Source organism: Pyrobaculum calidifontis JCM 11548 (assembly GCF_000015805.1).
GTDB classification, from domain to species: Archaea; Thermoproteota; Thermoprotei; order Thermoproteales; family Thermoproteaceae; genus Pyrobaculum; species Pyrobaculum calidifontis.
The window spans coordinates 1119819-1141512 of sequence record NC_009073.1 but is presented as its reverse complement, the minus strand read 5'-3'; the positions used below and the strand labels follow the sequence as shown (position 1 = coordinate 1141512).

Annotated in this window: 19 protein-coding genes; 5 read left to right on the top strand and 14 right to left on the bottom strand. The window is 56.8% G+C overall.

Features of this window, described 5'->3' with window-relative positions:
* Nucleotides 1-2: 2 nt before the first annotated feature.
* Nucleotides 3-749 carry a flavin reductase family protein gene (locus PCAL_RS06490; protein ID WP_011849909.1) on the top strand — a complete coding sequence of 249 codons (747 nt, stop codon included), beginning with the start codon at nucleotides 3-5 and terminating at the stop codon, nucleotides 747-749.
* On the opposite strand, the gene PCAL_RS06485 is transcribed toward PCAL_RS06490, so the two are convergent.
* The 7 genes from PCAL_RS06485 to PCAL_RS06455 form a co-directional block, all read right to left on the bottom strand.
* Nucleotides 746-1885 (bottom strand): LUD domain-containing protein, encoded by a 1140-nt coding sequence (locus PCAL_RS06485; protein ID WP_011849908.1) that lies wholly within the window; start codon nucleotides 1883-1885, stop codon nucleotides 746-748. The two genes, PCAL_RS06490 and PCAL_RS06485, sit on opposite strands and share 4 nt — an antisense overlap.
* Complete coding sequence (locus PCAL_RS06480) at nucleotides 1882-2799, bottom strand: (Fe-S)-binding protein (RefSeq protein ID WP_011849907.1); 918 nt, start codon at nucleotides 2797-2799, stop codon at nucleotides 1882-1884. The genes PCAL_RS06485 and PCAL_RS06480 overlap by 4 nt, the downstream gene beginning before the upstream one ends.
* Complete coding sequence (locus tag PCAL_RS06475; RefSeq protein WP_011849906.1) at nucleotides 2796-5237, bottom strand: aldolase/citrate lyase/malate synthase family protein; 2442 nt, start codon at nucleotides 5235-5237, stop codon at nucleotides 2796-2798. Before PCAL_RS06475 ends, PCAL_RS06480 begins: the two co-directional genes overlap by 4 nt.
* 38 nt (nucleotides 5238-5275) lie before the next feature.
* Nucleotides 5276-6730 (bottom strand): Nramp family divalent metal transporter, encoded by a 1455-nt coding sequence (locus tag PCAL_RS06470; protein WP_011849905.1) that lies wholly within the window; start codon nucleotides 6728-6730, stop codon nucleotides 5276-5278.
* 72 nt (nucleotides 6731-6802) lie between these two features.
* The gene (locus PCAL_RS06465) at nucleotides 6803-7960 is read right to left on the bottom strand and encodes a (Fe-S)-binding protein (RefSeq protein ID WP_011849904.1); all 1158 of its coding nucleotides are present in this window, start codon (nucleotides 7958-7960) and stop codon (nucleotides 6803-6805) included.
* Nucleotides 7957-8931 (bottom strand): FAD-binding oxidoreductase, encoded by a 975-nt coding sequence (locus PCAL_RS06460; RefSeq protein WP_011849903.1) that lies wholly within the window; start codon nucleotides 8929-8931, stop codon nucleotides 7957-7959. The genes PCAL_RS06465 and PCAL_RS06460 overlap by 4 nt, the downstream gene beginning before the upstream one ends.
* On the bottom strand, nucleotides 8928-10328 hold the full coding sequence (locus PCAL_RS06455; RefSeq protein ID WP_011849902.1) for an FAD-binding oxidoreductase: 1401 nt from the start codon (nucleotides 10326-10328) through the stop codon (nucleotides 8928-8930). The genes PCAL_RS06460 and PCAL_RS06455 overlap by 4 nt, the downstream gene beginning before the upstream one ends.
* A 55-nt stretch (nucleotides 10329-10383) precedes the next feature.
* Between PCAL_RS06455 and PCAL_RS06450 the strand changes: the two genes are divergently transcribed.
* Genes PCAL_RS06450 through PCAL_RS06440 form a run of 3 tightly spaced genes read left to right on the top strand, consistent with a single transcriptional unit; the run spans nucleotide 10384 to nucleotide 13080 of the window.
* Nucleotides 10384-11763: an FAD-binding oxidoreductase gene (locus PCAL_RS06450; protein ID WP_011849901.1), complete on the top strand. Its 1380-nt coding sequence runs from the start codon at nucleotides 10384-10386 to the stop codon at nucleotides 11761-11763.
* Nucleotides 11763-12059: a (Fe-S)-binding protein gene (locus PCAL_RS06445; RefSeq protein WP_011849900.1), complete on the top strand. Its 297-nt coding sequence runs from the start codon at nucleotides 11763-11765 to the stop codon at nucleotides 12057-12059. The genes PCAL_RS06450 and PCAL_RS06445 overlap by 1 nt, the downstream gene beginning before the upstream one ends.
* A gap of 40 nt (nucleotides 12060-12099) precedes the next feature.
* The gene (locus PCAL_RS06440; protein ID WP_011849899.1) at nucleotides 12100-13080 is read left to right on the top strand and encodes a sodium:calcium antiporter; all 981 of its coding nucleotides are present in this window, start codon (nucleotides 12100-12102) and stop codon (nucleotides 13078-13080) included.
* On the opposite strand, the gene PCAL_RS06435 is transcribed toward PCAL_RS06440, so the two are convergent.
* The 3 genes from PCAL_RS06435 to PCAL_RS06425 form a co-directional block, all read right to left on the bottom strand.
* On the bottom strand, nucleotides 13060-13956 hold the full coding sequence (locus tag PCAL_RS06435; RefSeq protein WP_193322564.1) for a cation diffusion facilitator family transporter: 897 nt from the start codon (nucleotides 13954-13956) through the stop codon (nucleotides 13060-13062). The genes PCAL_RS06440 and PCAL_RS06435 overlap by 21 nt on opposite strands.
* A gap of 400 nt (nucleotides 13957-14356) precedes the next feature.
* Complete coding sequence (locus PCAL_RS06430; protein WP_011849897.1) at nucleotides 14357-16195, bottom strand: hypothetical protein; 1839 nt, start codon at nucleotides 16193-16195, stop codon at nucleotides 14357-14359.
* A gap of 428 nt (nucleotides 16196-16623) precedes the next feature.
* Complete coding sequence (locus PCAL_RS06425; protein ID WP_011849896.1) at nucleotides 16624-17376, bottom strand: indole-3-glycerol-phosphate synthase; 753 nt, start codon at nucleotides 17374-17376, stop codon at nucleotides 16624-16626.
* 52 nt (nucleotides 17377-17428) lie between these two features.
* Here PCAL_RS06425 and PCAL_RS06420 point away from each other — a divergent pair, with 52 nt between their 5' ends.
* The gene (locus PCAL_RS06420) at nucleotides 17429-18106 is read left to right on the top strand and encodes a queuosine precursor transporter (protein WP_011849895.1); all 678 of its coding nucleotides are present in this window, start codon (nucleotides 17429-17431) and stop codon (nucleotides 18104-18106) included.
* Here the strand turns inward: PCAL_RS06420 and trpA are convergent.
* The 4 genes from trpA to trpD are packed head-to-tail and all read right to left on the bottom strand — an operon-like array spanning nucleotide 18078 to nucleotide 21643.
* Nucleotides 18078-18788 (bottom strand): tryptophan synthase subunit alpha, encoded by a 711-nt coding sequence (gene trpA / locus PCAL_RS06415; RefSeq protein ID WP_193322563.1) that lies wholly within the window; start codon nucleotides 18786-18788, stop codon nucleotides 18078-18080. The genes PCAL_RS06420 and trpA overlap by 29 nt on opposite strands.
* A gap of 28 nt (nucleotides 18789-18816) precedes the next feature.
* Nucleotides 18817-19395, bottom strand: a complete 579-nt coding sequence (locus PCAL_RS06410; protein ID WP_011849893.1) for an aminodeoxychorismate/anthranilate synthase component II — start codon at nucleotides 19393-19395, stop codon at nucleotides 18817-18819.
* Nucleotides 19386-20648 carry a chorismate-binding protein gene (locus tag PCAL_RS06405; protein ID WP_011849892.1) on the bottom strand — a complete coding sequence of 421 codons (1263 nt, stop codon included), beginning with the start codon at nucleotides 20646-20648 and terminating at the stop codon, nucleotides 19386-19388. Before PCAL_RS06405 ends, PCAL_RS06410 begins: the two co-directional genes overlap by 10 nt.
* Entirely contained in the window at nucleotides 20645-21643 is a 999-nt protein-coding gene (trpD, locus tag PCAL_RS06400) for an anthranilate phosphoribosyltransferase (protein WP_193322562.1), read from the bottom strand. The genes PCAL_RS06405 and trpD overlap by 4 nt, the downstream gene beginning before the upstream one ends.
* Nucleotides 21644-21694 lie beyond the last annotated feature (51 nt).

The following is a 21694-nucleotide window of genomic DNA, read 5'->3' as shown; positions in this document are numbered from 1 at the left end:
CCATGAGCGGCGTGCTTAGAGAGGTTGAAGCAGAGCTTTTCCACTACCTGCTCTACCCAGCCACGGTCCCCATTATAGCGGCTAAGGCTGGGGAAGAGGCAGGCGCCATGCCCGCCGTGTGGACTACGTCTATCTCCATGTCGCCACCTCTCCTGATTACGGCCATTGCCCCAGAGCGGCGCACCTATAGGCTGGTAAGAGAGAGCGGATACTTCACTGTAAATCTCCTCGACTTCTCCAGGGCAGATGCCCTGGCCTTTGTAGGCGACGTCTCTGGCCGCGTTGTAAGAGACAAGCTTGAGCGTGCTGGACTTACCTTAGTGCCGGCGTGGAAGATCCCCAGCGTGGCTGTGGGCGAGGCAGTCGCCGTCATTGAGTGCGAGCTTAAGCAAGTGGTAGACGTGGGCGGAGACCACGACATATTTGTGGGGCGCGTAGTTGCGGCATACGCGTCTGAGGATTTCACCGAGGGCGGGTGGCGGCTGGAGAAGTACAAGCCTATTCTCTACGTCGGCAGGTCGAGGCGCCCCGGCCCTGTGAAGAGGCGATTTGCCACAGTTGGCCCCCTCGTGGAGTTTGAGTATGCCAGGGGCATGACAGACGCCGTGGAGAAGAGGAGGCATATGCAGAGCGCGGCCGAGGAGGCTGTGGCGGAGTTTGCAAAGAGGCTCGACCTCGACGTCGGCGACGCCGCCTACCTCCTCTTGGACGCGTTGAAGAACCTCTTGAGCAAGAAGTGGAAGGGCTAACGCGCCCTTAGATATCTGGCCCTTATTGCGTGTATCACCTTGGGGATGTCTATTGACATTGGGCACACCTCTCTGCAGTTCCCCGCGTGTACGCACTTAAGCGCGTGTGGGCCGGCCTCCTCTATGCCCCGCGTAACCGCTGTCCACATCACGCCCATGGGCCCCGTGTAGGGGGGCCTCCCAAACTCTCTGCCCAGCGTCAGGTAGACTGGGCAGTGGAGGTGGCAGCGGCCGCACCTTATGCAGAGGAGCGCCTCCCATAGGTCTGGGTCTTTGGCGGCCTTCCTCCTCCCGTTGTCTACAAGCACCACGTGGAATTCACGCGGCCCCTGGGCGGGGGACACCCGGCGCATTTCCACGTCAGCCGTGGAGCTCGGGCCCGCGGAGAGGTTTACGTAGGTGGGCGGGTAGAGGCCAGCGTAGGCGGACTGCACCATGGCGGACATGAAGGCGTGGTGTAGCGTGGGGACTACCTTCTCCACGCCGTCGTAGACTATGTGGACCGGCGGCAACACTGTGGTCATCCTAATGTTGCCCTCGTTTTCCACGAGCACCACCGCCCCCGTGTCTGCGGCTATGGCGTTTGCACCTGTGATCCCCACGTCTGCCCTTAGGAACTTCTCCCTCAAAAACTCCCTCGCCCTCTGCGCAATGGCCTCCGCCTCTGGGGGAACGGCGATTCCAAGCCTCTGCCTAAGCACCTCGGCCGCCCTCTCCTTGGTCATGTGGACTGCGGGGGCGAGTATGTGGCTCGGCTCATCCCCGGCCAGCTGTATCAAGAACTCGCCCAAGTCCGTCTCCCACACCTCGTTGCCCGCCGCCTCAAGCCTCTGCCTAAGCCCAGTCTCCGTGGCCACGTTGTTCTTGCTCATTACCACCACCTTGCCCCTCCCCACGATCTTTGCCACAGTCTCAACGGCCTCCTCCCCCGTGGCGGCTAGGTAGAAGCGCCCGCCTATCCGCTCCACGGCCCTCCTCGCCTCCTCAATGTAGTAGTCCAAGTTCTTGACCACCTCCTCCCGCGCCTTCCTCACCTCCTTGGCCAACTCTCTGACGTATTCAAACCTCTGCAACACCTCGTACGTCCTAGGCACAATGTGCGCCCTCGCCCTCTCTACAGCCTCCTGCCAACTCATTCCAACACCTCGGCCATGTCTCTCACCTCAATTGCCCCAGTGCGGGAGAGGTTTACGAAACATATTGGGCAAGCCACCACGGCGGTGCGAGAAAGCTTTGAGAGCTTGGCCGCCCTGTCCATGGCGATTTTCCTCGTGAGCTCTGGCATTATGGACTCCGCGGGCCCTCCACAACAGCCCGAGGTCTCTCTCCCAGTTATAAACGGGTCTTCCACAGGCCTCCCAGCGGCCAGTAGCTTTCTTACCGTGTCGTAGCGGCCTAGGTACCGGGCGTAGAGACACGAGTCGTGTATTGTAAAGCCGCTGATCTTCACCTTGACCTTGGAGGAGTCTAAGAAGTCGAGGTAGCTTCTCACAGAGATGTCGAACCCCTCCACGAACTGCGGGTAGACCTTCTCCAAAATGTGCTGAGTGTGGGGGTCCACCGTTATCACCTCCCTCACCCCCTCCTCCTTAAACCGCTTGTATACCTTCTTGGCATATTCGGCGAAGTCGTCTACAAAGCCCAGCTCGTACAACAAGGCGCCTGAGTAGGGCTCCTCCTCCAACACGCCGAACTCCACGCCGTGTTTCTTCAAGAGGGAGTAAATGGAGCGGAGTATGGCCGCGGCGCGCCGCTCCTCCTCCTCGCTGGGCTTCAGCAAGATGCCTCCGAGTAACCTGGCGCCCAGGCTCGCCACGCGGGTCCTCAGCCCGCCCCGGTGGGCGCCGTACTTCTCCAAAAGCTCCACGGCCTTGTGAATAAGCGGCGCCATTTGGTACATGCAGGAGGTGTACAACACCCTCTCCCTCCCGCCGAAGGACAGCCCCTCCCTCCACTTCTTGCAAACCCCAGGGTCCACCGGGAGGGGGAGGTGGGATCGCTCTAGGTTGTCCACTAGGAGGTCTCTGAGGGCAGAGAGCCACTCAATCATCTTATGTCGTGGACGTAGTCGTATATCTCCAACACCTCTTTGCCGAGTCTGCCAGAGGCCACTAGCCTCTCCACCTCTTCCCTGGGCATGAAGACCGCCTTGAGCGCCGCGTCTCTAACCTCGTCCGGTAGGGGGGCTAGGGCCATGATGAGTCTGCCGCCGTGTTGGAGGTACATGGGCGACTTAAGCTTCGCGCGTAGTATCTCCATTATGACGGGCGCGAAGGCCCTGTCGAAGCGCGGCGCATTTTCGACGACGGCCTTCTCCACCTCCTCAGCCCTTATGGCAGAGAGGACCCGCCTCGCCGCGTCGCCCGGCTTCACGCGCCTAAACGGGCCAGCCGCATAGGCGTCGCGTACGGCCTCCTTCACGGCGTTTACAAACTTGTGGAGTATCCTCTCCGACGCTATTCTGTCCAAGTCGTCGTAAAACGCCCAAGTCCACTCCATGTGCAACTCCCAGAGCTTGTCGAAGAGCTCCTCGGTGAAGGGGGTGCCGGCCGCCACCTTGACCCTGTCTTCGGCTGGGATGACCCCGAGCGCCGTCTTGGCGGGCCCCTTAAACGCCCCGTCCTTCGTAATGGGGGCCTTGTGGCGCAGTAGCGTCCAGAGCCAGGTGGAGAATATGCGGTAGGTGGCTAAGTCGTTCATGAAGCGCTGGCCCAGCTCGTAGTCGTCGATGGCCGCGGCCAGATTGCCGTTGAGGAGTTGGAAGCCGTAGTTGGCGGCCATGTAGAAGGCGTGTTGTATGTGCTCCGCCGTGATGTCGCCCTTCGGCGGCTGGTAGAGCGCGGTCCAGAGGTCGGCGCCCCCCCACAGCTCCGGGTTTATGAGCAGCTTCTCCGGGGTGTCCACCATGTCCGGCCTTATGACCCACGGCGTGATGTTCCCCGCCTCGTCTATTAGGCCTAGCCTTATGAAGAGTTGCCTCTCTTGCTCCGTGAGGCCGCTGTCCACCGCCGGTATCTTAACCCCGTCCACCTCCACGTATTTGACGGGGCGGTTGATCAACTTCTCCAACTCCTCCAGCCTCGCTCTAAGCGGCTCGTTGCCCGCCCTCACGTACGCCTCCTCCGGCGTGGCCACCCAGCTCTGCCTAAACAAGTCGTACAGTCTCCCCCTAACTTTCCCCTCCAGGATCTCCCTGAGCTTCACCTTCTTCACGGGCTCCTCAGTCACGAAGATTAGTCCTATTAGCCTCTCCCTGAGCTTGTCTAGCCATATGGCCCTCAGCGCCCTGGCGTTGTACCTATGGCGCTGGTACGGGTCGTCGGGGCGGTAGAGCATCACCGCGGCCATGCCCCCAACCGGCGCGGCGTTCAGTCTCCCATCTCTCCCAAGCCCAGCCATTAGGCACATCAACGCGTTGTACTTCTGGTACGCCATCATTATGGGGTGAGTCATCGTAATGTTCTGCGGGTCTGGGTAAACCGCCTCGTCTTTCCACATCTCAATCAACGAGCCCAAGTAGTCCCACCTCCCGTTGTTAGACTTGACAAGCCTCTCTCTCCAAATCCAGAAGATGACGGGGAGGTACAAGCCCGCCCTGGCCTCCTCGTACAACATGGCTATCTTCAACTCGCCCCGCCTAAGCCCCAGCGCGTCCTCCACCCGCCGCAAGATCTTCTCCACCACGAGGGCCTCCTCGGGCGTCTGCACCTTGGGCACATAGAAGTACACCCCCGAGCCGGCCCTCTTCAGCGCGTCGTAGTTGTTGACGGTGTAGATCACGATGGAGGTGATTATGGCCGGGACGGGCCTCCCGTCCACTCTCACGTCGAAGTCGAGGATGTGGAGGCCCGGCACCCTGTGTATGAGAGTGGGCCACCTCTCCCTGGGCTTTTGTATACGGTACACCTTGCCCCCCTCGTAGTAGGGGTCTGGCACATCCCCCGACAAGACCCGTTTCACTATCCGCCGCGCTTCCCAGACAGGCGCCACTTCTCTCCCAGAGCCCCAGGGCACGTACCAGGCAGGCGAGGCGTCCTCCTCGTCCTCCATCATGGATGCCACGTCTGCGTTGATTTGGTGAATGGCGCGGGACATGGGGAACCAAGGCCCAGTGATCTCCAGCCCCGGGTTCTTCAACGGGTGCAAGTCGTCTGGCACGGGCGTGTTCCAGTTCAGCCCCCACCGCAGAGGCGTGTCTCTGCCGAGGAAGTTGTCGATAAGCCCCTGCACAATTTCCCTAAACGTGCGGACGTTCCCATCCGCGTCTACAAACTTGTCGTCCCACTTGGGAAACGCCGCCTTGACTCTCACGGGCTCCCTCCTCTCAAGCCACTCCCGCCTCGCCCTGATGACTCTATCTATCTCAGCCCGAAACTCCCTGGTCAAGTCCTCAATAAGTTGTTCCACGACCACTCTCCGCCCATTAACAACCTTCTCGCCGAAGAGATCTCGGTATAAGTGAAGTACCTTAGGGTTTATTTCTATCATTATAGAATACAAAAAAATGTGTATTTAAATTTTTCTTCTTATAGAACTCCCAGCGCTCTTCCCACTGAGAATGTCAAAAAGATTGCACATATAATCATGAATATGATATTTAGCACTATTAGCCCCCAGTGTAACCTTAGCTCCTTAGGCATCTTATAATTTAGATACAGTAAAAACGGTACTCCGTATAGAGCTGCGGCGTTTGCCATGTTAGACGATATAAGAATCAGTGTTACTGGTGCCGTTGCGAAAAACGCCACAGAAGCCCAAGCCAAGATGATAGCCACTAACAAGTAGTAGAGATATCTTATGTCGTTTCTAAAGAACTTCCTAACGCCTTCCGACTTCCAAGCGGCGTCTGCCACATTTCTAACTATAGCATCTACTATTCCAAGTTGCGTCTTAAATAAAACAAACACAGCCACTACCACGCCCCACCAATACCCGGCGGGTCCCCATAACTTGCCTAGCGCTAAGGCTAGCCACAACGGAATTCCCCAAAGAATTTCTAATCCAAGACCTCTGGCAATCGCATATGCCAGAGTCATAGGTATAAGCATGCCAACAATGGCGCCCAAAAAGAATATCACAAATAATTCTTCTAATGCTAGATTGCACCATCTTTTAAATATCTTTATATTCTCGGGTGTGAGTCTAAATATTTTTCCAAATGTACTAACTTCTATTTTCTTACCGCCAATCAGCGCCGATATGTAGCCCGTAAGCGATCCCATGCCATGGCCTTTGTCTTTAAACCAGCTGACCGCCACATAATTTAGCCCTGTGAGTAATCCGATGTACCCCCACCAACCCGCTAAGAGAATAGGGTCAATTCCTTGAGGTATGGTAAATGAAACTAGGCCGCTACCTAGCTCACCCCATATAGAGGGCGGAACTAAAATTATTGCAAGAATTATAAACGAAGTAAAAACTACACCTAGGTCAAACCAATTAAATATTTCAAGAGTTCTTGCAACTCTCCGTCCTAGGGAGAGAATCACAAACGCGAGAAGTAATAGAGAGAAGCCGGCGATTCCGACAAACATGCGATCTTCGGGGGTTGGCTGTCTGCCTAGAAAGCCTCCTGCCAATGCTGCTGCGGCAGAGTAGGCCCAACCACCCCAGATATTCCCAATTAAGACACCAAGTGCTCCCAACCAGCCTGCCCATATACCAATTCTGAAGAACATTGTCACAGGTGTTTCACCTGTAGCTATAGTGAATTTTGTATAACTATATATGTATATTGTTTGTAGAAAAGCTCCAATAGGCACAAGCCACGCTAATACAAGCCCTAATTTTATAGACAGGGAGGGGCCCAGTAAGAATTCACCGCTTCCTATTGAAACACCAAGAGCTATAAGCGCCGACCCATATAGTAACAAAATCCTCTCTTTTACTCCAATTTTCTTTACGTTAAAAACTTCTTCGGGCGTCGGAATTTTATCAACAACTTCAATAGGTAACTTACCTAACTTAGTTGTTTCAGTCATATATGGAAACTTTTATACCTTTATAAATATTTATTCGTTAATTAACGATATATAGAATATATTTATGTTTCATTAACCAATTTCTAAATCAAGATATTTTAAATTATTTGCATTCTTATATGATAAATCTAAAATTTCAATAGGGGTGTAGACGGGCACGCCTAGCTTCGACAATTGTTGCAAACACGCAGGACTTTCCACTAATATTCCATCGGGTTTTATCTCGAAGACTTCACGCCTTTTTACTTCTAGGATCTTATTTGCAATATCTCTATGGCGCATGGGGTAGAGTGCGCCACCTCCGCAACAGACGTCGGCGCTTGGCAAGGGGACGACTTTAAGCTCCGGCACTTTTGACAGTAGAGCAACAATGTGCGTATGGGCCTTGGCCACGTTCATGAGATGACAACTGTGTTGCAGCGCCAGTCTAAGTTTAACAGGCCCCAGTCTCTCCCTCACGCCGTTCTTGGCCAACAGCTGAAACACGTCGACAACGTTGTCAAAGTACCTCATTAATTCGGCTTGGCAACCTCCAGAATTTGCAACTACGACGTAGTCTATGCGGCCAAGTTGTCCCACCACAGCCTTGTTATACTTGGCCAGCTCTTCGCTTTTTTCAAACTGGCCGCTGTGTCTATAAGGCGCACCGCAACAACGGAAGCGCGGCACCACCACGTCATAGCCGTTCCACGTCAAGACACGGATGGCGGCCTCCACCATCTTCCCCTTGTAGCGCCACGCCACACAGTCTGGGGCAACGAAGAGGGCTACTCTGCCGACTCTCTCCCCCTTGGCCTTAAACTCCTTCCCCACATACATTCTCACGTCCCTGCCAGCGACCAGGGCCCCGAGCTCTTTCACAAGGCTGCCACCCACGCGGGCCAAGGCGAGGCCGGGGCCCGTGTTTAGGGCGTTGAAGAGGGGCAGGTAGCGGCTGTAGGTGATGGACTGGAGCTCTTTCCTATGCTCTTTGAAGAATTGTTCATACACCGCGCCGTATTTCACTCCGGAGGGGCAGGCGGTTTCGCAACGGAGGCAGTAGACGCATGCGTCTAGGTATTCGAGGAGGTCTTTGGTGGGCCTTGCCCGGCCTTCTAGCACCGCTCTGATGAGGTACAGCCTGCCGCGGGGGCTCATCCCCTCCACGCCTGTGGCGAGGTATGTGGGACACGTGGGGAGGCAGAAGCCGCAGTGGACGCACTTATACACCTCGTCGTATGCCGCCGTCATGGAAGCCGCCCGGGTGCAAGTACTCCGTTTGGGTCAAATACCTGCTTTATTCTGGCCATGAGGTCTGCGTTAGGGAGTTGCCACTTTTGAGGAGGCTTGAGCCTATAGCCAGCCCCCGCCTCCCCGCCCACGTACATTACGCCCAGCAGTGGGTATTTCACATACCTAGCACCGCTCGGCGGCGGGGGCAACTGGGCTGGGGGCGCCACCACCTTGTACACAACGTCTGAGGAGAAGACGTCTATGGCCTCCGTGGCGCTTTGCCAAAGGGCCTCTGCGTCTGCGCCATAGTAAACCTCGCCTCTGCCCGCCTTCGCGACGCGGTACTCCACCTCAGCCGCTGTTCCCTCGAACCTCAGGTAGAGCTTTCCATTCTTCTCTAGCGCCGCCGTTGAGAGTAGCTTGCGCACATCGCCGAGGGGCTTGGGGTCTGTCTCCACCACGGCGACGGATTCCGGCAGGGCGTATATCCTTAGGAATGCTTCAACTATTACGGCGAGGGTGCCCCACGAGCCTGCTAACAGGCGCTTCAGGTTGTACCCCGCCACGTCTTTCATCACCGGAGCCCCGAATTTAACCAACTGCCCGCCCCCAGTCACCGCCCGGACGCTCAACAGTTGGTCTCTGGGCGTCATGTAGCGATACGCCATGGGCCCGTAGAAGTTTGTGGCTATTATGCCGCCTATGGAGGACCTGGTGAAGAGAGGTGGGTCCATCGCGAGCCTCCTCCCCCTCCTCGCGAGCTCCTCTTGGAGAGAGGCCGCTGGGTAGCAGGCGGAGACTTTGACTACCATCTCCTCCTCGTCCACTTCGACAACCTTAGGCATTGACGTAAGCTCGAGCAATTCGTCGTAGGCCGCCGGGGGGCCCATCCCGGCCTTGGAGCCTAGGCAAGTGGGGAAGAGCCTTATCCTCAGCCTATTTGCCTCGGCCACGGCGCCGACGAGCTCCTCCACGGACTTGGGCCTCATGGGAATATCTTGCCCGGGTTTAGGAGGCCCTTTGGGTCAAAGGACGCCTTTATGGCCTTCATGATGCCTATCTCAGCCTCGCCGTACATCTTCGCCAAAAGTCTCTTTTTCATGTAGCCCACGCCGTGCTCCCCGGTGATGGTGCCGCCGAGCTCTACGCATGCCTCTAAGATCTCTTCTCCCGCCTCTATCGCCTTCTCCCTCTCCCCGGGCTTTCTCTCGTCGTAGAGGATGAGGGGGTGCAAGTTCCCGTCGCCGGCGTGGAACACGTTGGCCACGCGGAGGCCCCTCTTCGCCGCGGCGCTTCTGGCAATGGCCAAGGCCTCGGCCAGGCGCTTCCTGGGAATAGTGCCGTCTTCCACGACGTAGTTAGGCCCCACAAATCCCATGGCGCCGAACGCCTGCTTACGCGCGGCCCAAAGCCGCGCCGCCTTGTTGGGGTCGTCTACGATTTCTACTTGGGCGGCCCCGGCCTCTCTGAGGACTTTGGCCACCTTGTCCGCCTCAGCCGCCGCGCCTGGGGGCGAGCCTTCTACCTGTATGAGGAGGACGGCCTCGGCGTCTCTGGGGAGCCCGGCGGCGTATGGCCCAGACTCCACCGCCTCCACGGCGAGCTTGTCCATGAGCTCCATCGCCACTGGCATGGCGCCTGAGGCTATGACGGCGGAAACTGCTCTGCCCGCGGTGTAGAGGTCTTTGAACGATGCCAGTATTGTGAGCGTGGCCTCGTAGAGGGGGGTTATCCTCACCACGGCCTCTGCCACTAGGGCCAGAGTGCCCTCGGAGCCCGCCACTAGGCCTATTAGGTCGTATCCAGGCTGCTCGAACTCTTTGCCGCCGATTCTCCTCACCTCGCCCGGCGGGATAACGACGGTGAGGCCCCTCAGCTGGTTCACAGTTACGCCGTATTTAAAACACTTGACGCCTCCGGAGTTGTGGGCTATGTTGCCCCCTATGGTGGACACCCTCTGGGACCCCGGGTCGGCCATGTACTGGTAGCCGAGGTCTACTGGGTATTGGTAGCCCAGGCGGGAGAGGTAGGCGTTTATCCAGTCGTTTATCACGCCGGCTTGCACGACAGCCACCTCGTTGGCCAAGTCCACCTCTATGATCTTGTTCATACGCGCCGTGCTTATCACGATGCCGCCCTTTGCCGCCACGGCTCCGCCGCTTAGACTCGTCCCAGAGCCGCGGCCCACGATGGGGACCCCATGGCTGTACGCCAGCTCCACCACCTTGGCCATCTCCTCCACGCTACGTGGAAACACCACGGCGTCTGCCCGCCCCCTAAGCGCCAGGGTTCCGTCTGATTCGTACACCAACAAATCGACCTCACGATATAAGACGCCTCCTCTCCCCACAACCTCCTCCAGCCTCTTTATAAAGCTAAGATCCACTACAACGCCTCCGAGTTTTATTTAAAGCTTTTATATCAAAACGCACGTCTATAGTGTGAAGACCGTTCTCAAAGAACTTGAGTCAATTTTCGGGGATCGGTTATATACAGAGCCGCAGATACTGGCTCTTTATAGTAGAGAGGCCTCTTCTGAGTCTGGCCGTCTTCCCCTGGCTGTGGTTTATCCAGCAAATCCAGATGAGGTGGTTGAGCTGGTGAAAACTGCTATTAAAAACAGGCTTAAGATTGTACCTCTAGCCTCTTCCACTAGCCTTTCTGGAAATACTGTAACAAAGGAAGAGGGAGTGGTAGCTGTTTCTTTTGAAAAAATGGTAAAAGTTTTAGAAATCTCCGACGTGGATTGGTATGCACGGGTGCAACCTGGCATTAGGGTGGATGAGCTTAACTTGGAACTCTCTAAGTATGGGCTTCAGTGGCCTGTTGACCCCGCATCCGCAAGGGCGGCGTCGGTGGGGGGCGTCATAGCAAATGGCGGCGGAGGAGTCAAGGGGGCTAGATACGGCCCGGCTTCTCATTGGGTACTAGCTCTTGAGGCAGTCATAGGCACTGGGGATGTGATCAGGGTGGGCTGTTCCACTGTGAAATGCCGCGAGGGGTACAACCTTATGCAACTTTTCATCGGCAGTGAGGGGACGTTGGGCATTGTCACTGAGGCAACTCTTAGACTGGCGCCGTTGCCGCAGTCTTTTGTAGGAGTTATGTCGCGGTTCCAAGACGTAATGCCGCTAGTAGACGCGGTGATAGAGGTGAGGAGGTCGAGGATCTGGCCCACGGTGGCCGAGTTCGTGGATAGAGAGGTGGCCAAGCTGGTGGGCCTCGGGGAGGGGTACTACCTGTGGCTTGGCTGTGAAGTGACGCCGGGGGGCGAGAAAAACATGTTAAATGCTCTCAGCAACGTGCTGTCCAGCAGGGGTGAAATTATCGCAGTGGCGTCGTCTCTTGGCGAATTTAATAAGCTGTTAGAACCGAGGAGGAGACTTTACAGTGCTCAGCTTAATGCGGCGTTTGAAGACTATGGCACCGACGCCTTTCTCTACATAGAAGATATCGCGGTTCCAATAAGCAAACTGGGAGAGGCCGTTAAGGCAATTGAGACTCTGGCGAGGAAATACAGGATAAAGTATGCAATGGGCGGACACATAGGCGACGGCAACTTACACCCGGCGGCATGGGCGAGGAGGAGCGATGAAGAGGAGATGTCAAGAGTGAGACAGTTCTATCTTGAGGTGGGGAGGCTTGCCATTAAGCTGGGAGGTACGATAAGCGCAGAACATGGAATTGGCACACATAAGAAGGCCCTATTGAGGGAGGCGGCAACTGCCAAGGGCAGCGACGTCGTGTTAAAGCTTATGAAAGAGCTGAAGAGGGTGTTTGACCCCTATGGCGTATTTAACCCTGGCAAAATCGTGGACTAATGCTCAGTGAAAGAGAGATTCTTGAGGAAGTTCGGCGGTGCCAATTCTGCGGGTTTTGTGAACACGTCTGTCCCACATATGTGGCAACGCGGGAGAGGCACTACGGCCCCAGGGGCAGGATCAACCTCATCCTCATGGCGCTTACAAACGGCGGAGTTGGAAAAGAGGCGCTCCGTGGAGTGGCAACTTGTCTACACTGCAGGGCGTGCGACTTCCAGTGCCCCGCGGGGATACGGATCGCCGAGGTGATACGTAGCTTCAAGGCCTTGTACTACAGACGAGTCGCCCAGAGGTAAGAGGGGGATCAACGATATAAACCCCGCCTCACCGCGTGGCATGGCTGGCGAGGGGATTGTGCCCTCCATAGGGCCCTTTGGGGTGGCCGCGGGGGTTTTGCTCACAGTGTTGGCCGGCCTCCTCATAGAGCAACTCGTCCACTTTATCTCCTGGCGTTACAAAAGGGCCGCCACGGGGGTTGCGGCCATCTTTGCCCCTATCATAACCTCCAGCCCCGAGCTGGCGATCTTCACTGTGGCACTGTTGCAAGGCCAGGCGGAGATCGCTTGGGGCTCCATCGTGGCTCAGCCCTTTATGGCCTCCACTATCATATACCCCGTGCTGTTGGCTGTTGCGCTTGTCTCGTGGGCTTTTAAGCGGAGGAGATATATGCTTCTCCATGTGCATAGGGGGGTAGCCATTCCGCTTCTCGTCTTTACAATTCCCCTGGCCCCTATCCTCATCCTTCACCCCGAGAAGTACGGGGCATATGGCCAACTCTACGGCCTTGTCCTACTCGCGCTATACGTGCTCTACGCCAGGTATATGCTTAAGGAAGAGGAGGCAGGAGGAGGGGAGGCCAAGCTGTGGCTACGCCACCCCGCCCTACAGGTAGCTGCCGCTATAGCGGCGATGTATTTTGGCGCCGAGTGGATGGTGAGTGGAATAAGGGAGATTGGCGCGGCTCTTGGGTTAGACAAGCTGGCGCTTTCTGTCATATTAATACCCATAGCCACCGTGGTTCCTGAGTCAATAGTAGCGCTTATCTTCATAGCTAAGGGCAAAGACGACGAGGGGGTCAGCGCGGTGGTAGGGGAGAAGGCGTTGTACAGCACGTTTTACCCAGGCCTTGCCATGGCGTTAGGGATCTACACTCTAGAGCCAGCTGCGATAACGGCCCTTGTGATTGCGATTTTTGTCTCCATTGTGGAAATAGCGATTGTATGGCGCTTTGGCTACTTCGGCCTCTCAGCACCCCTAGGCCTGGCCAGCTACGTATACTACGCCTACTGCTATACCCTAGGCGGTGCTTGTTTCTGAGCGCCGCTCTTTGTAGGGCTCCACGTGTACAGTCACGTCTCCGCCTAGCTCGCCCCTGAGCACCTTCTCCACCTTGTCCGCTATCTCGTGGGCCGCGGCCACCGTCAAGTTCTCGTCTACGGCTATTGTGACCTCTGCGTGGTACACCGAGCCTGCCTTGCGCACTTTCACAGCCGACACGGCTCTGACGCCTTCCACAGCCGCGGCTCTGGACCTGGCCCGGGCCACCACGTCCGGGGGGGCGTAGTCGAGTAGCTCAACCACCGACGTCTTGAGAAGCGACAAGCTCAGCTTTGTGAAATACGCCACTAGCGCCAGCGCCACTGCGGCGTCTATCAGCGGCCCCCACGTCGCAAAGAGGTTGGGCAGTTGGGCCGAGGCAATTAGCCCAAAGGCCAGCACCGCGGCTATGGCCGTGGAGGAGGCCAGTTCTGTGGAGAAGTGGAGGGCGTCTGCCTCAAGGGCCCTGGACACGCCCTTAAACCTCCTCAGCACCACCACTCTGTTGAAGTCTACGAAGATTGCGACGGCCACCACGGCGAGCCCTATGAGGGTCGGCGTGTAGATCTCCCAGTGGATGAGCCTATGCACGGCCTCATATGCCACAAAGGCCGCCGATGCCATCACCGCAAGCGAGCCCCCGACGCCTCCAAGAAGCTCAGCCTTTTGGTGCCCGTAGGGGTGCTCCTCATCCGGGGGCTTTAGGCTGGCCCTCACCGCGAGGTACGTAATAGTGACGGCCAGCAGGTCCACCGCCGAGTGCACCGCGTCTGCAAGCACTGCAACAGAGCCACTGAGGGCCCAGGCAACCGCCTTGAGAGCCGTGACTGCAACCCCGGCCAGAAGCGAGGTGAGTGCAGCCCTCAGCTTATCCACGGCGGCGGGCACTCAGACATATTTAAATGTATATGCGCCGCGGCGCCGCTTCACCGCCTCTGTCTACACTTCTCAGCGGCGTGGTGTGTATCAATTAGTAGTCTGGAGAGGTTCAATTTCTCGTTGATCCCATCTACCATAGGCATTTGTTACCATGTATTGCTTCACTATATATCTCTATATATTCACTTTATTAATTCAACTCTGGACACATATCGAAACCTTGAAAACTCTGTAAAGAGCGTTTTCAAACCTAATAATTTTTGACGGCAAGCTTAACTGTGTAAAACGTTGGATCTACAGCGGGGCGGAGTTTATGGTCGCTCGTTTTTGACAGCATTAGCGACGCTTTGAAAAAAGAAAGGTAAAGCGTCGGTACAATCTGCATGCACAGTCAAAATTAGAGACGACCTGGAAAAAGATGTAGAATCGACTTACAAATTATTTCGACCGACCTTCGTTCACGTACCAACAATAATCCTTCCTGGCGAACTAGAGAGAACCTTATCCCTACAGTTTTAAGCATGGCGGCTACTTCCTCGACTTTAGACTTGTCATACAATGTAATGTAGACATATTCGCGTCCCCGATACAATCCGACAGAAATTCTTGCAACGTTAGCTATTTTCTCAAACACCTTTCTAACCTCCTCTAAGTCGGGCATCGGTAACACAGGTTTTACTTCTCTTATCGCATCTTTTTCCATATCATTGAGGAATTTAACGATAAAGCCCCGTTTCGCTAACTCTTTAAGTTGGGTGTAAGCCAATACTATCATATTCTTCTCAAATTTTGTCCTCAACTTAAGCCGCTCCACAGTCTCGTATAGCGTTTTTGCCTTCTCTTTTCCAATTACAAATTTGCCACCCCTAGTATGTGTAAGCAAGTATGTAGTACCGTTAATCTCCACTATAACGGCCGCTAAATAATTGACAAGTGCTTTGTATAACTTGGTCGCTTTTTCAAAAGATGGCATTGGCGATATTGGAAGCAATAAGCGCATATGCCAACTTTGAAGTCTTACCTCTCTCCCAACCGCCGTCCCGCCCAGCGCCTTTGCTAGCTCTTTCACTCTCGCCGTCTCTCCCGCTAACGTTTTATTCGTCGACAACTTGGCTACTACTCTAAATTCAGTTGGCATGACGTAACCGTCGCCCAACACCACTACCGCCGCGGCGTTGCTAAAAGCAATCCACGCACTGACGTCGTCAACGACGTATACTTTGCCATCGCGTTTAAAGGCCTCTTCTTTCAGCGCCCCCAGCACGGCATAGCCGCGGGCAAGCACTTCCTCAGTCTTACCCAGCGTTATTCCAAACAACTCGTAAGCGGCTTGAACGGCTTCGACCGCAGTACCAATAGGCCGTATTTTCACTATGGGATTTTCACCGTTTTTTGTCTTTGTCATTCTATTTACCATAAACCTAAAAATTAGTAACACATTTGGTGAGAATTCTCTCGTCATTTTATATTTTACTAAAGAAATCCAATCGAATAATCTCATAGTCATTTGACCAAAATTGCCAGCTGTGTGTCCAAGTAGTTGTCTCCAGTCGTCACTCAACAACCACCCGAGATTCCTAAATAGCGCTATCGGCGCCCTGTCCCTTCCACCCAACAACTTCGAAATATTATTTGACAAAGGAACTTCGAACCACAGTCGCTCATACTCTTTGTCAATATCGTATTCTTTCACTTCAACTTCTACTTCCTCACCGCGTTTGTACCACTCTATAACGTTTGTAACTCTACGCCCAACCTCATCGACTCTCAGTCGACCGTTCTTGGGCAAATCATCAAACTCGCCCCATATTGTGTAAAGCTTGTCATTCCACAATATTAAATACCCATATACTGGCTTTTTTAAACGGATATGTATTATTTCACGCCCACCGTTGGGACTCACCTTCTTTTTAACACCGCCATACTTTTCAAGACTCTCTATTGCCCTTTTGCGTATCTCGTACTCCACTTCCGCCAACGCCCTTATGAGCTTGCCGCATAGCGGCGCGGTGTTCATAATGTACGTCCACATGAGGGTGAGATCGCCTACGTCGTACTCCCGCTTCCACGGCCTCTTGCACTTTCTGCCGGGGAAGTAGCACTTTTCCGAGCGGAAGGCCGCTAGGTCGAGGTACCTGTAGTAGAGCTCCCTTAGCTGTTCGCACAGCTCGTCCCACCTCAAAAGCCTCTCGCGGAACTCCTCCAAAGCCCTGTTGACAACCACTTCTCTCTCCATGTTAAAAACACGTTTTAAAACCACCTACGCAAGCTTGAACACGCAGTGAGATATCAGGTACTAAAATGCGGCCAATGATTAGCCGCCGTCTAACACTTGATTTACACAAGCAAGACAACTGAACGCCGCACTTCCCATTTACATTTCCTTTGTCAAAGCGGCGCCGACACGGTGAAAAGCGGAAAGCCGATTGCCCAAAACGGCGGCCACCCAGTGCTTGACAGAGTTGAGCCCGCCGTCAAGATCTACTTAGGCTTGAAAATCGCTCTTTACACAGTTTTCAGAATTTAGACATATATTTAGAACAATTTTGTCAAATAAACTATATAGAAATATACGATTTATTCAGTATGAAAAATGGATAAAAGTTAGGTAACTATTTTGATGGGACTCTCCACGTTACTGTAGTTACAGATGTTTCACTCCCCTTATGAACGAGCCTTACAAGCCCGATGTGCGGCGTGGGCAAGCTCCTTGGCCAACTGCGGGTTTTTCATCAGGGCCGTCCCAACCAACACGCCTCTTGCGTAGACCTCGCAGGCCCTCTCCACCTCCTCCGGCTTGGAGATGCCGCTTTCAATTATGTAATCCACGTCCCCCCTCAGCGCCTTGGCCACCTCAAAGGCCCTGGAGAGGCTCACCTCGAGAGTTCGCAGGTCTCTCGCGTTTATCCCCAACACCACTCTCCCGCCCCAGGTGGCCACCTCCTTGGCGTCTTGGACGTTGTCCACCTCCACCACTGGGGTTAGGCCTAGGCGCTGGGCGTACTCGGCCAACTCCATCGCCTTCTCCCTCCCCACGAGCTTGTATATTATGAGCACGGCGTCTGCGCCGTAGCCGTAGGCGGCGTCTATCTGCCTCTTGTCTATTATAAAGTCCTTCATTAAGACGGGCTTAAAGGCCTTGGCCAGGGGCAGGAAGCGGTAGTCGCCTAGGAACCAGAAGGGCTCTGTCAGTACTGAGAAAGCGGAGACGTGGGGGTATACCTCGGCGAAGTAGGCCCAGGGGGGTAGGTCCAGCCTTACTACGCCCCGCGGCGAGGCGCGCTTGTACTCGGCAATTATCCCAAACTCCCCGAGCCCCTTGGCGAAGTCCACCAGCGGCGCCGTGCGGGGAGGCGGCGGGGGCTCCGTGGCCAGCCTGAGCTCAACAGCCCGCTTGACCGCGGCCAGGAAGTCCATGTCTATGCTCTACGCCTGCTTTATATTTTTAAAGTTGACGTCTCAAGCCCCCATGCTCGCCTTGGCGGTGGCGTGGGCCTACGGCCTCGTCATATACGCAATATACCTCTTTTTAATCCGCCTGTGGAGGGACAGGGCGGACTTGGTGCTTGTGGGGCTGTTCTTCGGCACTCTCTCCGCGGCGCAGTTTATAGCCAACAAGCTGGTGGACTATGGAATAGGCGTTGCCCCGGCGGGCACAGTCATCTTCATGACCAACGTGGCCGTGTTAGACGCCATGGCGGTCTTCTACGGGAGGAGCTTCGCATTGAGGGCCGTGAGGCTCGGCTTCTTCTTCCAAGCCGCGGTGGCCTTCGCCGCCTGGGCGGCCTCCACCCTCCCGCCTCCCGCCTGGTTCGCCGAGAGGGCGGCCGTGGTAGACAGCGTCTTGGCGCCGTCGGCGAGGATAGCCGCGGCCTCGCTCACGGCCTACCTCATCTCCTCGACCGTGGACGTGTACATTGTCACCAAGTGGCCCCGGCTACACATCTTGGCCAGAGTCTACTCCTCCTCCCTCGTGGCCCAGGTGGTGGACAGCTTGGTGTTCATATCCCTCGCCTTTGGCCCCGAGGCCTCGGTAATAACGGGGCAGATCTTGGTGAAGTGGGCCCAAATCCCCCTGGAGGCGGTGTTGATATACGGGGCCCGGCGGTACGTGAAGGCTATCGTAGCCCAACAAGCGCCTGCTTAATCTCCCACAGGAAGCGGAGCCCCTCCTCCACGGAGCTTTTCAGCCTCCTCATAAACGCCGTGCCAACCACGACGCCGTCTGCCCCCGCCTTCACCGCCTTGACAGCCTTCTCCGGCCTGTCTATTGCAAAGCCAGCCACGAGGGGGACCTCAGGCGCCAGCCCCTTGACGATGGAGATGTTGCGCTCCACGTAGACGGGGAGCTCTATCCCCGTGGCCGCGTAGAGTCCGAGGTATATGAAGTCCGGCCCCGCCGCTGCGATCCGCCTGGCGAGGCTGTGCGGGAACTTCGAGGGGAGGAAGAAGACGGGGGCTAGGCCAAACTCCTTGGACAAGGCCAAGTACTGCTCCAAGTCCCCCGGGTAGTCCACGAGGAGGTCCGGCGCCAGGACCCCCCGCGCGCCGACCTCGGCCGCCAGGTTGAACAACTCCGCGGGCCGCGCCGCGTAGTCCTCCCAATACGCCATCAAGTAAGTCGGCGCCGCAGGCTTGTCCCAAACCGGCGCTGCGACTTCTCTATGAGCCGCGCGGATGTAGGGCCCGTCGTACTTGGGATTCTTCGTGGGGACGCCCAGCTCGAAGAAGTCCACGAGGCCGGAGAGTCTGGCCACGGCCTCCCTGTATACCTCGGCGCTGGGCCAACCAGCCACAATGTACACGCCTAGGGCGGGTCGCTTAATCATGTGCCCGGACATGCACCAATTTTTAACCTCATACGAGGTCTAAGAAGTTCTTTATTATCCTCTTGCCGAGGGGGGTTCCCACCGACTCTGGGTGGAATTGGACGCCGTATGTGGGATACTCCACGTGGCGGATTCCCATGATTTCGCCGTCGTCAAGGGAGACTGCCTCCACGGCCAAGACGTCGGGGAGGTTGTCCACCACTAGGCTGTGGTACCTCATGGCTGTGAACACCTCAGGGACTCCCAGGTAGAGGGGGCCCCCGCTGTGCCTTATCTGGCTAGTCTTCCCATGCTTTATGGTCCTCGCCCTCCTAATCGAGGCGCCGAAGACGTGGCCAATTATCTGGTGGCCGAGGCAGACCCCCAGCAGGGGGACTCTGGGGGCGAACTCTCTGACTATGTCGGGGGAGTTGCCCACGTCTCTTGGGTCCGCGGGGTGGCCCGGCCCCGGCGAGATGATTATGCGGTCTGGCCTAATCCTCTCTACCATCTTCACCGTCACCTCGTCGTTGCGGAGGACTAGGGGCCTGCTACCGAGCTCTGCCACGTAGTGGGCTATGTTGTAGACGAAGCTATCGTAGTTGTCTACTATTAGCGTCAGGTCCATAGCCCCAGCGCCTCCCTCAGCGCCTTGAGCTTGGCCTCAGTCTCGTTGAACTCCCGCTCCGGCGTCGAGTCGTATACCACCCCGGCGCCTGCCTGAATGCGGAGGAGGCCCTCGTGGAATACGGCGGACCTTATGACGATGGCGAACTCGGAGAGGGCGGGGGAGAAGAAGCCCAGGGCGCCTGCGTATATCCAACGCGGCTCTTCCTCGAGCTCCGCTATTATCTCCATGGCCCTCACCTTCGGCGCCCCCGAGACTGTGCCGGCGGGGTGCGCGGCGAGTAGGACGTCCACTGGGCTGTACTTCTTCTCCACGACGCACGAGACGCGGGACACGATGTGTTGAACTCTGCTGTACTTCTCCACCGCAAACAGCTCGTCCACGCGCACGGTGCCCGGCCGGCAGACGCGGCCCAGGTCGTTCCGCGCCAAGTCCACCAACATGGAGTGCTCGGCTAGCTCCTTCTCATCTCTCAGCATCTCTTCCTCCAGGGCTATGTCCTCCTCCTCGGTGGCCCCCCTGGGCCTAGTGCCGGCGATGGGGTGCGTCTCGGCCCTGTCTCCCTGCACCTTCACCAAGAGCTCCGGCGAGGTGCCCAACACCGCCACGTCTCTCCACTTGAGGAAATACATATACGGCGAGGGGTTGAGCTCCGCCAGCGACTGGTACAGCTTGAACAAGTCGCCCCGCGCGGCGAAGTCCACAAAGCGGGAGAGCACCACCTGGAAGGCCTCCCCAGCCTCAATCCTCCTCTTGGCCTCCGCCACCCACCTCTTAAAAGACGCAGAGTCCGTCTGGCCCACGGGCCCCCTCACTTCTAGCTCTCCGCCGTCGCCCACGCCGCGGATCGGCGGCACTTCGCCATACACATACGCCCTCCCAAGGGCCTTGTCGTATAGCACAAACCCCCTGGGCTTCACAAAGAAGGCCACGGGGCGCCGTACCTTCCCGTACTTAAGCAGCACCGGCTCCACGTAGGCTGCGGCGTCGTAGGCCACCACGCCTATTGCCACCTCGCCGCCGAAGGGGCCCTCCCCCCTCGCAAGGCCCCGGTAGGCCGAGTCCAATACGTTGTACAGCTCCCCGCCGTGGGCCACGTACTCCCTCTCCACACCCCAAGCCACCAGCGTGTACCTAGACCTCTCCACAAACCCCTGCCCAGACTCCAGGAGCGCCACAAACTCCTCGCCCCCCAGGTAGAGGCCGTGGGCGAGGTCCCTGGGAGGCGGAAGCTTAGACAGCGGGATCTTCATCGCGACGCCTCCACCGCCTCCACCAGCTTTCTATACGCCGCCCCCTCCTCTATAGTCTTCAACGCCAGCTCAAACCCGTCTCTAAAGTCCTTAACCACGTCGGCGACGTATAGGGCAAAGCCGGCGTTTGCGGCAATGGCCACCGCCGCCTCTCTATCCTCCCCCCTCAGCCCAGCCAAGGCCCTGGCCACCGCCTCCTCCCTAGACCTAGCCCTGGGCAGTGGTGTGACAGGCGCCCCGAAGTCCCCCGGCGACACCACGTACCGCTCCAGCTTAAACCCCCTCACCTCCACCACCGTAGTCGGACCCTCCGTAGACACCTCGTCTACCCCACCCCCATGCACCACGAGCGCCTTGACGTGGCCCATTCCGGCCAAGGCCTCCCCCACCACCTCCAACAGCCTCGGCTCAGCCACGCCCACCAGCTGCCTCTTCACACAGCCCGGGTTTGCCAAAGGCCCCACCACGTTGAATATAGTCCTAAACGGGAGCCTCCTCCTCACCGGCGCCACTTTGGCAAAGGCTGGGTGGTACTTTGGGGCAAAGACAAAGGCGAAGCCCACAGTCGCCACGAGCCTAGCCGCCTTTTCGGGCGGGAGGTCGAGGTTGTACCCCACAGCCTCCATGAAGTCCGCGCTCCCAAAGAGGCCAGAGGCGGATCTGTTCCCGTGCTTAAGAACCTTGGCCCCAGCCGCCGCGGCGACTATGGCCGCCGCCGTGGACAAGTTTATAGTCCCAGCGCCGTCGCCCCCAGTCCCCGCCGTGTCAATGGCGTCTACCTCCAGGGGGACTCTGACAGCCGCCTCCCTGGCCATTTTCACAAACCCCAACACCTCCTCCCCCGTCTCCCCCCTCACACTCATCGCCGTCAAAGCCGCCGCCACCTCCACCTCCCCCAACTCGCCGAGGAGAATGCCCCGGGCAAGCCTATAGGCCTCGTCCACCGTTAGAGTCTTGCCCTCGCCCAGCTTCTTCAGCAAAGGTTGGACGTCCACCCCGAAGCCATAAGCACTACAAACGCCCCCTTTAAATATTTTCCACCACCT

Bases quoted from the DNA above. Each gene is read 5' to 3' on its own strand.
- PCAL_RS06490 (WP_011849909.1), top strand. From the start codon at position 3: ATGAGCGGCGTGCTTAGAGAGGTTGAAGCAGAGCTTTTCCACTACCTG.
- PCAL_RS06485 (WP_011849908.1), bottom strand. From the start codon at position 1,885: ATGAGTTGGCAGGAGGCTGTAGAGAGGGCGAGGGCGCACATTGTGCCT.
- PCAL_RS06480 (WP_011849907.1), bottom strand. From the start codon at position 2,799: ATGATTGAGTGGCTCTCTGCCCTCAGAGACCTCCTAGTGGACAACCTA.
- PCAL_RS06475 (WP_011849906.1), bottom strand. From the start codon at position 5,237: ATGATAGAAATAAACCCTAAGGTACTTCACTTATACCGAGATCTCTTC.
- PCAL_RS06470 (WP_011849905.1), bottom strand. From the start codon at position 6,730: ATGACTGAAACAACTAAGTTAGGTAAGTTACCTATTGAAGTTGTTGAT.
- PCAL_RS06465 (WP_011849904.1), bottom strand. From the start codon at position 7,960: ATGACGGCGGCATACGACGAGGTGTATAAGTGCGTCCACTGCGGCTTC.
- PCAL_RS06460 (WP_011849903.1), bottom strand. From the start codon at position 8,931: ATGAGGCCCAAGTCCGTGGAGGAGCTCGTCGGCGCCGTGGCCGAGGCA.
- PCAL_RS06445 (WP_011849900.1), top strand. From the start codon at position 11,763: ATGCTCAGTGAAAGAGAGATTCTTGAGGAAGTTCGGCGGTGCCAATTC.
- PCAL_RS06440 (WP_011849899.1), top strand. From the start codon at position 12,100: ATGGCTGGCGAGGGGATTGTGCCCTCCATAGGGCCCTTTGGGGTGGCC.
- PCAL_RS06430 (WP_011849897.1), bottom strand. From the start codon at position 16,195: ATGGAGAGAGAAGTGGTTGTCAACAGGGCTTTGGAGGAGTTCCGCGAG.
- PCAL_RS06425 (WP_011849896.1), bottom strand. From the start codon at position 17,376: ATGGACTTCCTGGCCGCGGTCAAGCGGGCTGTTGAGCTCAGGCTGGCC.
- PCAL_RS06420 (WP_011849895.1), top strand. From the start codon at position 17,429: ATGCTCGCCTTGGCGGTGGCGTGGGCCTACGGCCTCGTCATATACGCA.
- trpA (WP_193322563.1), bottom strand. From the start codon at position 18,788: ATGATTAAGCGACCCGCCCTAGGCGTGTACATTGTGGCTGGTTGGCCC.
- PCAL_RS06410 (WP_011849893.1), bottom strand. From the start codon at position 19,395: ATGGACCTGACGCTAATAGTAGACAACTACGATAGCTTCGTCTACAAC.
- PCAL_RS06405 (WP_011849892.1), bottom strand. From the start codon at position 20,648: ATGAAGATCCCGCTGTCTAAGCTTCCGCCTCCCAGGGACCTCGCCCAC.